The 13859-nt window shown below is 56.5% G+C and carries 7 protein-coding genes; all 7 read right to left on the bottom strand.

Annotated features, from left to right (window positions below):
• Positions 1-264: 264 nt before the first annotated feature.
• The 7 genes from addA to Q5911_RS09625 all read right to left on the bottom strand — a co-directional run bounded on the left by addA (position 265) and on the right by Q5911_RS09625 (position 13786).
• A complete protein-coding gene (gene addA / locus Q5911_RS09655) occupies positions 265-3879 on the bottom strand; it encodes a helicase-exonuclease AddAB subunit AddA (protein WP_303182540.1) in 3615 nt (1204 codons plus the stop codon).
• On the bottom strand, positions 3876-7262 hold the full coding sequence (locus Q5911_RS09650; protein ID WP_303182539.1) for a PD-(D/E)XK nuclease family protein: 3387 nt from the start codon (positions 7260-7262) through the stop codon (positions 3876-3878). The genes addA and Q5911_RS09650 overlap by 4 nt, the downstream gene beginning before the upstream one ends.
• A gap of 1 nt (position 7263) precedes the next feature.
• The gene (gene hflX, locus Q5911_RS09645; RefSeq protein WP_303182538.1) at positions 7264-8523 is read right to left on the bottom strand and encodes a GTPase HflX; all 1260 of its coding nucleotides are present in this window, start codon (positions 8521-8523) and stop codon (positions 7264-7266) included.
• Positions 8524-8550: 27 nt separating this feature from the next.
• Positions 8551-9078, bottom strand: coding sequence for a tetratricopeptide repeat protein (locus Q5911_RS09640; protein ID WP_303182537.1), 528 nt, complete (start codon positions 9076-9078; stop codon positions 8551-8553).
• A 34-nt stretch (positions 9079-9112) separates the two neighbouring features.
• Positions 9113-10978 carry a heavy metal translocating P-type ATPase gene (locus tag Q5911_RS09635; protein WP_303182536.1) on the bottom strand — a complete coding sequence of 622 codons (1866 nt, stop codon included), beginning with the start codon at positions 10976-10978 and terminating at the stop codon, positions 9113-9115.
• Between the two features lie 28 nt (positions 10979-11006).
• Positions 11007-11366, bottom strand: a complete 360-nt coding sequence (locus Q5911_RS09630) for an ArsR/SmtB family transcription factor (RefSeq protein WP_303182535.1) — start codon at positions 11364-11366, stop codon at positions 11007-11009.
• A 122-nt stretch (positions 11367-11488) separates the two neighbouring features.
• Entirely contained in the window at positions 11489-13786 is a 2298-nt protein-coding gene (locus Q5911_RS09625; protein WP_303182534.1) for a heavy metal translocating P-type ATPase, read from the bottom strand.
• Positions 13787-13859: the final 73 nt, after the last annotated feature.

Below are 13859 nucleotides of genomic sequence, written 5' to 3'. Positions count from 1 at the left end.
GAAACAACCGCCAGGACGATCGCGTCAAGAAGGGCAGCTCCGGTGTTAAATACCATACCATCACTCCTTTTTCTTCCTGCCTTACAGCGCCGTCAAGTGTCCGGCACTGATATGATCAAAATTCTAATATTATTTTTATGGCTATATTATATGTTGTATAGTATTATTTGTCAATAAATATTATACAAAAATAAAACAGCCCCGCCCTGACAGGAATCCTAAGTTTTCCTGTCAGAGCAGGGCTGCTCTGCCTCTTGCCGGTCCTTACCCCGGCAGGTTGATCTCTTCACGCAAAGTAAAGGAATAGATGATCTTCTCTTTAACCAGTCTGCCCACGAGCTGTTCAAGGGCCTTCGCATAGTAGTCCAGCTGGGCATGATACTTTTCCGTCAGCTGGCCTGCCGTCTGCACCTGGTCGGTCTTATAATCCAGCACCACAAGGCCGTCCTCCTCCTGGAACCAGACGTCGATGATCCCCTGGACGAGGATTTTATCCTCTTCCCCGCCGGCGCTGTCCGGGTACACCTCTTCCATATCCACGCCGATCACAAAAGGCTGCTCCCGGAAAAGCTGTCCTCTCCTGGACGCCTCAAGCATCCGCCTGCCGCTCTCACACCGGGTGAACTCCAGTATATCTCCGGTGCGGACACAGCGGGCCATCTCCGGAGCAATCCGGCCGCTCTCTTCCATAGCCCGGACAGCGGCAGCCAGGCTTTCTTCACTGTACTCTTCCGTAAAATCTAAAAGCTCCATCACCCGGTGGTAGGCGCTTCCCCGGGAAGCGCCGGTAAGCTCTTCCTCCGCGGCCCTGAACCTGGGGATCAAGGGCACCACATCCGGCTCCTCAAAGGGCAGCTCGCCTGCGTCCCCCGGCTCCTCCAGGGACAGTTCTCTTAAATACTCTCTTTTTTTCAGCTCAGACACTGTAAATTTCAGCTTCCGCCCCTCCAGGTCCGGATAAGGGTATCGATAGGAAAACTGTTCCTCCAGATTCTCTTTCATCCCAGAGTCGTAGGTCTCCTGTGTATTCCAGTCTTCCAGCGCCTTCTTCGTGAAAATGCCCTCTGCCTCCTCCTGCACCTGCCTTCTGACCAGCTCCTTCAGATCCAGTATCTCCACCTGGAAAGGAGAGGCTCCTGCGGCCACAGCGGGCAGGATCCAGTCCAGATAGCTGGAAGCCCGGGACAGATCGCCAAAAGAGAGGGGCCGCACCTCCTCCAGCTTTCCTGCCGGGTCCTTGGCCGTCCCCACCAGGATCAGCTTCTCTTTCGCCCGGGTCAAGGCCACGTAAAGAACGCGAAGCTCCTCCCCCAGGTTCTCCAGCTTTTCCTTCCGCTGGATCACCTGCTTGTAGAAGGAGGGAGCCTTTGTGCGGCGCTGAAGATCCACCACATCCATCCCCACACCCAGGGAGGCGTGGATGAGGATATTCCCCTTTGTGTCCTGGGTGTTGAAGCCTTTTCCCATTCCGGCCGCGATCACCACGGGGAACTCCAAGCCCTTGCTCTTGTGGATACTCATAATGCGCACAGTATCTGCATTCTCATCGCTGACAGAGGCCTCCCCGTAGTCCACGTTGTACTTCTGGAGCTGCTCAATGTAGCGGACAAAATTGAACAGCCCCTGGTAGCTGGTGCTCTCAAAGGCCATGGCCTTCTGGGCCAGCATGTCCACGTTGGCTCTCCTCTGCTCGCCGCCGGGAAGAGCCGCCACATAGTCCCCGTATCCGGTGTCATCCAGTATCTCCCACAGGAGTTCGTGGATGGCCGTATAGGAGGCCTTCTCCCGGAAATAGTCCATCTTGTCCAGGCAGGCAGCCAGCTTCTCTCGAAGAGCCGGGTCTTCCCCCTGACTCCGATACTGTTCCACCGCCTCACAGAAGCGACGGTCAGGGCAGGCGATCCGGATCCTGGCCAGCTCCTCGTCCGTGAGGCGCCCAAACCAGGAAGAGAGGACTGCTGTCAGGGGAATATCCTGCTTTTCATTTTGCAGCACCCGGAAGTAATCCAGCAGCACGCCGATCTCCCTTGTCTCAAAGTACCCTTCTTTTGTCCCCGCGCAGGCCGGGATGCCCTCCTCCAGCAGCACCTCCATGAACACATCGCTCCACCCTTTGATGCTCCTCGTCAGGATGACAATGTCCCCATAGCGCACCGGCCGCAGTTTTCCCGTCTCCTTGTCCGTCACCATCTGCTCTTTTAAGAGCCTGCGGATGCAGTCTGCCACTGCCCTGGCCTCCAGTTTTCTGGAAGAGAGCTTTTCTCCTGCTGCCTCCTCCAGCTCTTCCTCCGGGCTGCCGTCAATGAGAAGAAGCTCTGTCTCATTGCCCAGGCTCTCCGGATAGGAAGCGCCGGGCCACAGAGCAGCCCTGTCGTCGTAGGTGATGCCTCCAAGCTCCGGTATCATGATCCGGCGAAAAAGGGCATTGACGCTGTCCAGCACCTCCGGCCGGCTTCGGAAATTCTTAAACAGGTCGATCCGCTGGGTCGGGCTGTCCGTCCCCTTCCCCTCGTAAATCCGGTAGGTATCAAACTTCTCCATAAAAAGCTCCGGCCTGGAGAGGCGGAAGCGGTAAATGCTCTGCTTCACATCCCCCACCATAAAAATGTTGTTTCTCCCCTGCCAGGTGCGGGACACACTTGTCAGGATGGCCTCCTGGATCAGGTTGCTGTCCTGGTACTCGTCGATCATGACTTCCCGGAACTGCTCCTGGTACACCCTGGCGCAGGCAGAAGGCCGCAGGCCGTCCTCTGTCTTCTCCGTGAGGATGCGCAGGGCATACTGCTCCATATCCGAGTAGTCGATCATGCCGCGGCTCCTCTTTTTCTCCTCAAACCGAACAGCAAAAGCCTCCGTCAGGTCCTTAAGCTCCTCCATCATGGGCGCGCAGGCTGCCAGCCCCGCAAGAACCTCTTCTTCTGTCTGAGAAAAATACTGCTCTGCCGGAAAAACCACCGCCTTTTTCAGCTCATCCCGGAGCTTTTTCACCCGCTCCGCCTTGTCTTTTGACACAGCCTTATCTCTGTTGGGAGCCAGTTTTTTCCAGGAGATCTGCTCCGCCGCCTGCCGGTACTGGCTGTAGGCAGCGGCCTGCCGGAATCGCTCCACGTTTTTCATGTCGCTCTCCAGCATCTCCTCATACATGTAAGGGCCGTCCGGCTCCAGGCAGAGTGCCAGCGCCTGGTCTTTCAGACTGGCCGCCGTCTCCATGGCGTGATCCACTTCCTCCCGGACAAAGGCAAAGAAAGGCGTCCGGGCAAGTTCTTCCCCGCTATGAATCTGGCAGGCACGGACACAGTCCGCAAGCCATCCTTCCGGGTCCGGACAGCTCCTGGAAAACTCGTACAGCCTCAGGATGATCTCCTCCAGCTTCCGGTCGCTTTTTCCCGACGCATAGCTCTCCGCGAAGGCAAGGAAACGCTCTTCTTTCTTCTCATACTTTTCCTCCAGGAGCTCCTGCAGCACATCCCGCTCCAGCAGCTTCAGCTCCCCCTCTTCGCCGATGCGGAAGGAGGGATCCATGTCAATGACATGGAAATTCTCCCGGATCACAGAGAGACAGAAGCTGTGGATAGTCGTGATAGAAGCGCTGTGGATCAGGGTGGCCTGCTGCCGCAGATGCTCGTTGAAGGGATCCTCCTGGGCTTTCTTCTCAATGGCTGTGCGGATCCTCTCTTTCATCTCCGCCGCGGCCGCCTCTGTGAACGTGACGATGAGCAGCTCATCCACGGACAGAGGGTCCTCCTGCCGGGTGAGCATGGTGATGATCCGCTCCACCAGCACGGCTGTCTTGCCGGATCCTGCCGCAGCGGACACAAGGATGCTGCGGTCTCTTAAGTCAATGACACTCTGCTGTTCTTTTGTCCACTTTACGCTCATGGCTGTTCCTCCTGTCTGTCTCCTGCTTCTGCCGCGCCGTCCTCTGTCCTGCCGTATGCCTGGATGCGCAGCAGCGCCTCCTCCTGTCCCATCCTGCTGACCTCCCGGTAGCTGTAGCCCGGAAGGGAGCTGTCAAATCCGCAGATATGCCGGTATCCGCAGTAGTCGCAGCCGGTCCGGTCCCCGTACCTGTAAGGCTGGACCTTTGCCTCACCGGAAGCGATGCGGTCGTGCAGTTCCCCCGCCTTCTTGCTGGCAAAGACTCCCAGCATGCGGAAGTTTTCTCCCGGCAAGGCCTTCGATCTTGCAGAGAGATCCCCGTCCTTTTTGAAGGAGACAGGGATGACCAGAGAATCCCCCTGGGCCCTGTGCTCCAGATGCCAGAGGGAGTCCCCCTCCAGGCTCACCAGACCATCCGGCCGGAGCTTCTTCAAAAGGCTCTCCTGGATCTGACTCTCCTCTTCCCTCGGTTCTGTAAAGGGATCCTGGATGTGGTAATAGAATACTCCGGCGGGGACAGGCTCCCTGCCCGGATACTTCTTCCCTGCGATCTTCAGCGCCTCCTCCATGTAGACCAGGAGCTGCATCTGCAGCCCTCCATAGACAAGGGACAAGTCAAAGGCTGTCTGTCCTGTCTTGTAGTCCAGGACTTTGACATAGACCTTGTCCTCCTCCACGCAGGTATCCACCCGGTCGATCTTTCCCGCGCCGAACTTCAGTTCATAGGCCTCCGGCCGGAAATCCCCGGCCCTCAGCTGCTCTGTAAGCGCCCACACAGTCCGCTCCATCATGTGCTCGATCCGGGTGATGAGCCAGCTATTCCTGGATGTGCTGTAGAGAACCGAGTTGCCGTAGTCTGTCACGGCCTCCTCAACGCTCTCCTTGCAGAGCTTCTTCTGCTCCTCCCGGTCAAGTCCGATCCAGCCTTCCTTGCTGGCGGAGGCTTTCCGGGAATACCTCTCGATGGCCCCGTGGAACACATTTCCCATGTCCACTGCCTGGAACTCATAGGCCTCCCTCTCCTTCAGGCGCAGCCCGTAATGGAGGAAATGCGCAAAGGCGCATGCAGAGAACTTCTCCATGCGGGAGATACTCTCCAGCGGCCGGTCCCCGTACAGCCGCTCTGCCACAGCCTGCGTGACAGCGTCTGCCGGTCTTCTGTAAAATCCCGCCTCCAGGATGGCGCCCAGCTTATCTCCCCACTCCTGGTGCTTTTTGTACCAGTTATAGAGCTCCATCCAGGCGCCCCCCGCCTTTTCACTCTTCATCCGCAGCCCTTCGATCAGCTCAGACAGCCCGGTCTTCGGAGAAAGTTCCCTGTCCCGGAGCGAAAGAGCGTCCTCGTCTGTGACGGCCAGATCCGGGAAAAGTTTCTCCAGCTCCTGCACAAGGTAGGATGGACGGATGGTCTTTCCGTCAGCGGACACCCTGCTGTAGAAGACACACAGCTTCCGGGAAGGTTTGGTCAGGTTCAGGTAGAGATAGTATTTCTGTACATAGGCCTGCTCCCTGCTCCCCGGCGTCAGGGCGATCTTCTCCTTCTCAAAGGCCTTCACGTCCCGCTCGGAGAGAAGGCCGGTCCGCACAAGGGAGCCCGGAAGGAAGGTGTCATTGGCCCCCACGAAGATCAGGGCCTTCACCCCCTTCAGCCGGGTCCTTTCCATATCTCCAGCCACCACCTGGTCGATGCCCGGAGGAATGACTCCCACCTTGGCCTCCGCAAGCCCTGCATCCAGCAGGTCACTGTACTCCTGCAGGGAGACCTGTTCCTCGCCCAAAAGCTCCACGAATTTGTCAAAAAGCCCGATGACAATACCGTAGATCTGGGCGTACTCCCGGGCCAGAGCATTCTCTCCTCTCTCCTGGAAAGTCTCCTCCTGCTTTTTCAGGGCAAGCTGCATCTCCTCTCCGGCCAGGAAGTCATAGAGAGCCTCTGTGATATCGCGGACGGTCTTCCTCCTCTGGCGGAGCACGAAAAGGAGAGGCTCCATCTTCTCCACAAAGAGGACACGCATGTGGTTGAGTCTCTCCAGCTCCTTTGCAGCCATACCCTCAGGCCGGCGGATCCAGCGCTGCTGCCATTTTTTCCATCCCCGGATGCCAAGGGCCATACAATAATTCTCCAGATCGTCCAGCTCCCCTCTGGAAAAGGAAGTGTATCCGGTGCGCAAAAAACGGAACACGCTGTCACATGTAAAGCTCTCCCTGGACATGGCAAGAAGACTGCGGATATACTCCACAAAAGAATTGAGCAGAATGCTCCTCTTCTGATCCATGAAAACCGGGATCTCATAGCGGGCAAAGGCCTTTTTGAGATAATTGCCATAGACTTCCATGTCGCTGGCGATCACGCCGATCTCCCGGTACCGGTACCCCTCCCCGCGCACAAGGGCGCGCACCTTCCGGGCGGCTGCCTCCGCCTCCTCGTCCGGGCTGGCTGCCACATGGATCTCCACACCGTCCTGCTCACCCTCAAAGACCGTATTTCCATATCGGAAAAGATGATTCTCCACAAAAGCCAGAGCCGGGCTCTCTTGAAATCTGGGAGGCACCTGGGGCCGCAGAAATTTCAGTTCTTCCACCGGCACATGGCGCTCCCGGGCGATCTCCACCAGCGATGTGACCGTCTTTTTGCTCATGGCAAACAGCTGATAAGGATGGTCCCAGGCGTAGGGATTTTCCCTTCCGTCGATCGTCACTGTGACGATCACATCCCTGCAGATGGTCAGGAGCTCTCCCAGAAGACGATTCTGTACGGGCGTAAACCCGGTGTAACCGTCCAGCACCACTGTGCTCCTCCTCAGCAGGGCGGAATCCCCCGCCACTTTTGCCAGCACATCCAGCAGCTCTTCCTTTGTGGTGTACTTTCCCTTCAGATAGTCCTGGAAGCTCCTGTAGAGAAGTTTTAAGTCCTGCAGCTTAAAGGACAGGTATGAGCCCTCCTGCTCCTCTGCTATGACCTGCTCAAGCTGTTCCTCGCCCACATCGTACTGCATGAACTCGGAGAGGACGGATTTTACCTCGCTGACATAGCCCAGCCTCCGCATGTTGCCCTTCAGCACGGTCAGCTCTTCCTCCAGGTCCCCGCCGATCTTGCGCAGCACCAGGTTCTTCCCCTCGTCATCCAGCACAGGAAAGCCTCCTTTGCCTGTCTCTTCAAAGATCCGGTGAGCCAGGCGCACGAAGCTGAGGACGTCGATATTCATAATCCCCTTCGCAGGGCTCATCATCACAAGGTCCTTCTGGGTCTGCATGGTAAACTGCTCCGGCACCAGGACCAGATAGGAAAGGCCGGGATTTTCCCCGGCCTCCTGTATGATCCTCTCATATAGATAATGGGACTTCCCGGAACCGGAACCCCCAAAAATAAATTTCAATGCCATATTATCTTCCTCCTGACGGATCATGGGTGAGTTTTCCGTAAACATCTACAGGCACATAAGCCCGGACATAGATTCCCTCCTGGGTATACTCTTCTTTTTTCAGTTCCCCGTATTTCCGGATGAGCTGTATCTTACCTGCGTCGCTGTATGGGTAGATCTGCTCGATCTCCACCTTCTGCTCCCGCAACACATCCTCCACACAGGCCAGAAGTTCCTCCACGCCCTCCCCTGTCTTTGCCGAGATGAAAGCAGTCCTCTCCGCCTGGAAATCCCGGGGCGCGTACTCTCCCACAAACCGGTCCTTCTTGTTGAAAGCTGTGATCACCGGCTTATCTGAGGCTTCCAGCTCCCGCAGCGTCTCGTAGACTACATGCATCTGCTGATCCATCTGCGGGTTGGAAGCGTCCACAACGTGGAGCAGAAGATCTGCGTACTTCGCCTCCTCCAGCGTGCTCTTAAAGGCCTCGATAAGATGATGGGGCAGCTTGCGGATAAAGCCCACCGTGTCTGTCAGGAGGACCTCCTGTCCGCCCGGCAGCTTCAGGTTCCTGGTGGTCGGATCCAGCGTGGCAAAGAGCTTGTCCTCCGCCAGGATGCCGGCCCCGGTCAGAGCGTTCAGGAGCGTGGATTTCCCGGCGTTGGTGTAGCCCACGATAGCGATCACCGGTATGCGGCTCTTTGCCCTGGACTCCCGGGTAAGCTGCCGGTGCCGCTTCACCTCTTTCAGCTCTCTTGTGAGCTGGGAGATCCGCCCTTTGATCAGCCGCCGGTCCATCTCCAGCTTCTTCTCACCAGGTCCTCTCGTGCCGATGCCGCCTCCCAGCCTGGACAGAGAGGTGCCAAGTCCCGTGAGCCTGGACTGTCTGTATTTCAGCTGGGCCAGCTCCACCTGGATCTTTCCTTCACTTGTGGAAGCCCGCGCCGCAAAGATATCCAGGATGAGAAGGGTCCTGTCCATGATCTTCACATCCAGCTCATCCTTGAGATTGCCGATCTGGGCCGGTGACAGCTCGTCATCGCAGATGATGCCGTCGGCCTGCGTCTCCCAGATCAGATCTTTGAGTTCTCCTGTCTTCCCTCTGCCAAGGTAAGTGGCCGGGTGAATCTGCTCCCTTTTCTGCAGGACGCGCCCAACGCACAGGGCACCGGCGGTGCGGGCCAGTTCCTCCAGCTCATCCAGTGACTGCTCCGCATCGTCACTGTCCGCCAGGCTCACACCCACCAGGATGACCCGCTCTCTTTTCTCCGCTGTCTCATACATATACGCAAGACTCCTTATCTGGTTTCCTTATCTTGTCTCGAGAAATTCTGCCTCTTTCGCCGCCTTCTCGTCATCCGGATAGTCGGCTGTATAATCTGCCAGCTTGGATCTGGCGCTCTCTATGTCACCTGCCTGCTCGTAGGCGACAATCTCATTGAAGCGCATCTCCTGCATCATCTCCTCGCTGACATCCTCCGCCTCCATACCCAGGCGGAAATAATTCAGTGCATCTGTGGGCTTTTCCAGCTGCATGGCGCAGCATCCCATAAGGTTGTACAGCTCTCCTGTCTTCTCTCCTCCGTTATCCAGAACAGACTGAAAGGCCTCCAGAGCCCCCTCGTAGTCCTGATGCTCCCACTTAGCAAGGCCAAGTCCTCTCCAGCCTTCCGCGTCCTCACTGTCCTCATCCACAGCCGCCTGGAACGTGTCGGCCGCCTCCGCATATTTTCCCTCTTCCAGAAGGGCAGTTCCCTCCTCCAGAAGATTGGAGCCGCACCCTGTCAGCATCAGGGCAGCCAGAAGAACCGCCGCAAATTTTCCTGCCTGTCTTTTCATATTCAAACTCCCTTCGTCTACACTCTCCCCGCCATCAGGCCGAATATTTTACAACGCCCGCCGCATTGATGATGGAGATGATCATAACCCCCACATCTGTAAACACAGACTCCCACATGGTGATATAGCCGGCCGCCGCAAGAAGGAGTACAACAAACTTCATGATCAGCGCAAAATTGATATTCTGGCTCACCACCCGGACAGTCTCCTTAGCAATCCGCACCGCATCCACAACTTTAGGCAGCTCATCCTCCAGAAGAACGATGTCAGCCGCCTCGATAGCCGCGTCAGACCCGAGAGCCCCCATGGCGATTCCTACATCCGCCCGGGCGAGCACCGGGGCATCGTTGATCCCGTCTCCCACACATGCCACTCTCTCCGCCTCATACTGGTACTGCATGAATTCCTCCATCTGTTCCAGCTTGTCTTCAGGCATCAGCTCTGTGTAGGCATAGTCCAGCTGCAGCTCTTTTGCCACCGCATTACCGGCAGCCCGGCTGTCTCCCGTAAGCATGACCAGAACGGCATTGTACCTCTCCCGCAGCATCTTCATGGTCCACCGGGCATTCTCCCGGATCTGGTCCTCGATGACAATATAGCCGGCATACCGGTCTTCACGAGCTACATAGATGACGGTCCCGACGGTCTTCACCTGCTCTACCCTGAGCCCCTGCTCCTCCATCATACGGAGGTTTCCGATATGTACCCTGCTGCCGGCATAGTCGGCGCTGATCCCGTATCCGGGCATCTCCTCCACGTTTGTCACTTTCGAGGCATCATAGGCCCCGCCGTAGGCGTTCATAAGCGACTGGGCGATAGGATGGTTGGAATAGCTCTCCACATGGGCTGTGATCTCCAGAAGCTCCTCCTTCGTGATCCCCTCCGGCCGCACCCGGGTCACTGTGAAAGTACCTTCTGTCAGTGTACCCGTTTTATCAAAAACAAATGTATCCACCTTTGCCAGCATTTCCAGATAGTTGCCGCCTTTGACCACAATGCCCTGGCGGGCCGCCGAGGCGATCCCTCCTAAAAAGGCGATGGGAACAGACAGGATCAGACCTGTCGGGCATGCCGCAATGAGTACGATCATTCCCCGGTAGATCCAGGTCTCCCAGCCGCTTCCGGTGATAAGGAGAGGCGGGCAGACCATGATGAGCAGAGCCGCCAGCACAGCCACGGGCGTGTAGATCCGGGTAAATTTCCTCACAAACCCTTCACTGTCTGCCTTCTGCTTCTGGGCTCCCTCCACCAGCTCCATGATCCTGGACACGGTAGAGTCCTTGTAGAGCTTCTTCACCTCGGCTTCCACCACACCGGTCATGTTGATACTTCCGCTGTAGATCCGGCTGCCAGGGCCCACACTGTCGGGCATGGCCTCACCTGTCAGGGCCTTTGTGTCAAGACTGGTATTTCCGCTTTGGATCACCGCGTCCACCGGAACCCTCTCGCCGGGCTTGATAATGATCACATCTCCCACTTCAAGCTGGGACGGCTCCACCTGCACTTCGCCGCTCTCCTCTTTTCTCGTGGCAAAGGCAGGGCGTATATCTATAAATTTTTCAATCGTCCTCTTTGTCCTGTCCACAGAGACTGCCTCGAGAATGCAGCCCACCTGGAACAGGAGCATGGCAGCTACCGCTTCCATGTAATGCCCCACGGCAAGGGCTCCCACTGTAGCGATCACCATGAGCAGATGCTCTTTCTCCAGCTTTTTCTGGACAAGGCTGCTGCTGATACTATAAAAAGAGCGGAATGCGACCACAAGATACACGGCAAGAAACAGAAAAAAACGCACTTCGTTTTTCATCATCATCTGTCCCGACAAAATAACAGCGGCAACATATAGGATCGCTCCTGCCGCCAGTATACCCGCCTGTATCTTGATTTCCTTCGCCATCATTCCGCCCCTTTTTTGTTATTCTTACACTTTACTCGCTGATATGCTCCATGCCCTGGCTGATGATCGTCTGGATATGGCCGTCAGCCAGTGAATAGAAGACAGCCTTTCCCTCTCTTCTGTTCTTCACAAGCTTCATCTGCTTCAGGATCCGAAGCTGATGTGAAATGGCAGACTGACTCATGCCCAGCAGCTCCGCCAGGTCGCAGACACACACTTCGGCCTGCAGAAGGGCGCAGAGAATGCGGATGCGGGTGGCATCTCCAAACACCTTGTAGAAGTCCGCAAGTTCCTGGATCGTCACCTCTCCGGGCATCTTGGCGCGCACTTCCCGGATGATATCTGTATGTGCAGCCACTACGTCACAGCATTCTGCCTCTGTCTTTTTCATCGTCAGTCACCCTTTCTGAAGTCATCGTTCTGTCTGCCTTATTCATATGAATATCAGTTCATCTGTTAATTATGCCAAAATACCCCTGGCATTTCAACCTTTTCGCCGAAAATCAAGGAAACTTAATACTTTTGTAATACGGTTTTTCCGTACAGGGCGCGGATAGAGTTCAGCACACAGAGCATGGCCACTCCCGTGTCCGCGAACACCGCCATCCACATGTTGGCCATTCCCGCAAATCCAAGGATCATGACCAGCGCTTTCACTGCCAGTGCAAAGACCACGTTCTGCATGGCGATCCGTCCTGTCTTCCTGGCAATGGCAACGGCCTCCGGAACCGCCGTCACCTGGGAGGTCATAAAGACCACGTCTGCCGCCTCAATGGCCGCGTCTGCACCGCTTCCCATGGCAGCCCCCACATCCGCGCCAGCCAGCACAGGGGCATCGTTGATCCCGTCTCCCACGAACAGGACCGCCCCGCTTTCCCGGCGCATTTCCTGCAGATGGGCCAGCTTATCCTGGGGAAGGAGCTGTGCAAACACCTTGTCAATGCCCGCCTCACCGGCCACCGCCCGGGCGCTCTCCTTGCTGTCGCCTGTGAACATGGCCGTCACAAGCCCCTGTTTTTTCATCATGTCTATGGCGTCTTTTGCCTCATTTTTCAGAGAGTCCGCAATGACGATGCAGCCGGCCAGTTCCCCGTCAAAGGCCAGAAGCACCTCTGTGCCGTACTGGTCGTTTGCATACCGGTCCATCTTTACGTGGAACATTTCCATGAGAGCCCTGTTCCCGCAGAGGACTTCTCTTTCCTCCAGAACAGCGTGTATGCCTTTTCCGGAGATCTCCTCCACCTCTTTGGGCCGCTCCAGAGGCATGCCTTTCTCTCTGGCAGCCTCCACAATGCTGGTCCCGATGGGATGGGTGGACCCCATCTCACAGCGGGCAGCTGTCTGCAGCAGTGTATCCATGCTCTCCCTTCCGAAGGGGATCACGCTCTGCACCTGGAATTCTCCTTTTGTGATCGTGCCTGTCTTATCCATGACCACTGCCTTTACATTTTTCAGCGCCTCGATGGCAACGCCTCCCTTAAAGAGGATACCCTTTTTCGACCCGGCCCCAATACCGGAGAAAAAGGCAAGGGGGACGCTCAGGACAAGAGCGCAGGGGCAGCTGATGACAAGGAAAGTGATCGCCGTGTAGATCCACTCTCTCCAGTTCCCGGTTATGAGAGACGGTATGATAGCCGTGGCCACTGCCGCCAGCACTACGATGGGCGTGTAGACCCTGGCAAATTTTGTGATAAAGCGGTCCAGTTTCGGCTTGCTGGCAGCCGCATTTTCCACAGAGTCCAGTATCTTTGTCACCATGGACTCAGCAAGAGGCTTCTCCACTTTCATCTGCAGCACGCCCTGCTCATTGACACAGCCGGACACAAGCCGGGAACCTTTTCGCACAGTCACCGGAACCGGTTCTCCGGTCACAGGGGAGGTGTCGATCCGGCTCTCCCCCTCCGTCACAACGCCGTCCAGAGGGATGCGGTCTCCCGGTCTTACAAGAAGGATATCTCCCACCGCCGCGTCTCCCGCCGGGATCTCGTGCACTTCTCCGTCCTCCAGGCGGCCCACCACCTCAGGACGCATATCCACAGCCTCCATAATCTGAGAACGGCTCCTGGCCACAGCCACATCCTCAAAGAGCTCGCCGACCCGGTAAAACAGCATCACTCCCACCGCCTCAGCGAAATCGCCTATGGCAAAAGCTGCCAGCGTGGCTACGCTCATCAGGAAATTCTCATCAAACACATGGCCTTTTCCCAGATTTTTAAAGGCAGTCCAGACAATCTCCCATCCCAGAAGCACATAGGCGATGACGTAGCACACGGGGGGCCAGAGAGACGGAGCCCCCGCATGCTCGGCAATCTCTCCCGCCGCAAAGAGGACTGCCCCCGCTGCTATGATCAGGATCTCTTTTTTGTTCTCCTGGAAAAGGCTCTTCTTTTCCACTTTCTTTACTGTCTGTATCTCCTCCCTGGGTGTCACCGTCACCTGCTCCTCTATGGAGGCGCAGATCTCCCGGACTCTGGGCAGGAGCTCCTCCTGGTGGTTGGCCGCCACCCGGAGCTGCTTTGTGGCAAAGGTGATGGTGGCCATCTCCACGCCCGGCAGCTCCCGTATCTGCCTCTCCATCTTGGCTGCACAGTTGGCACAGCCAAGTCCTTCAAGAATGTAGACCTTCTGCTCTACGCCGGCAGATACGCCGTCAAATTCCCGGCCTGTGTGGTGCACCTCCTCGTGGGAATGATGGCTGTGGTCATGCTCGTGCCCGCAGGCTTCATGGTCGTGACCATGCTCGTGGCCACAGCCGCAGGCTTCATGGTGGTGCTCATGGGTGTGTTCTGATTCTCTCTTTTCAGCAAGCATTGTACTCCCTCCTGTGTATGTCGTGATATATGAATGATTGTTCATATGTTCATGCTTTAATATAAGCACAAAA

Source organism: Lachnoclostridium phocaeense, from assembly GCF_959599685.1.
GTDB lineage: Bacteria > Bacillota > Clostridia > Lachnospirales > Lachnospiraceae > Claveliimonas > Claveliimonas monacensis.
This window is presented reverse-complemented; position numbering and strand designations above follow the sequence as displayed.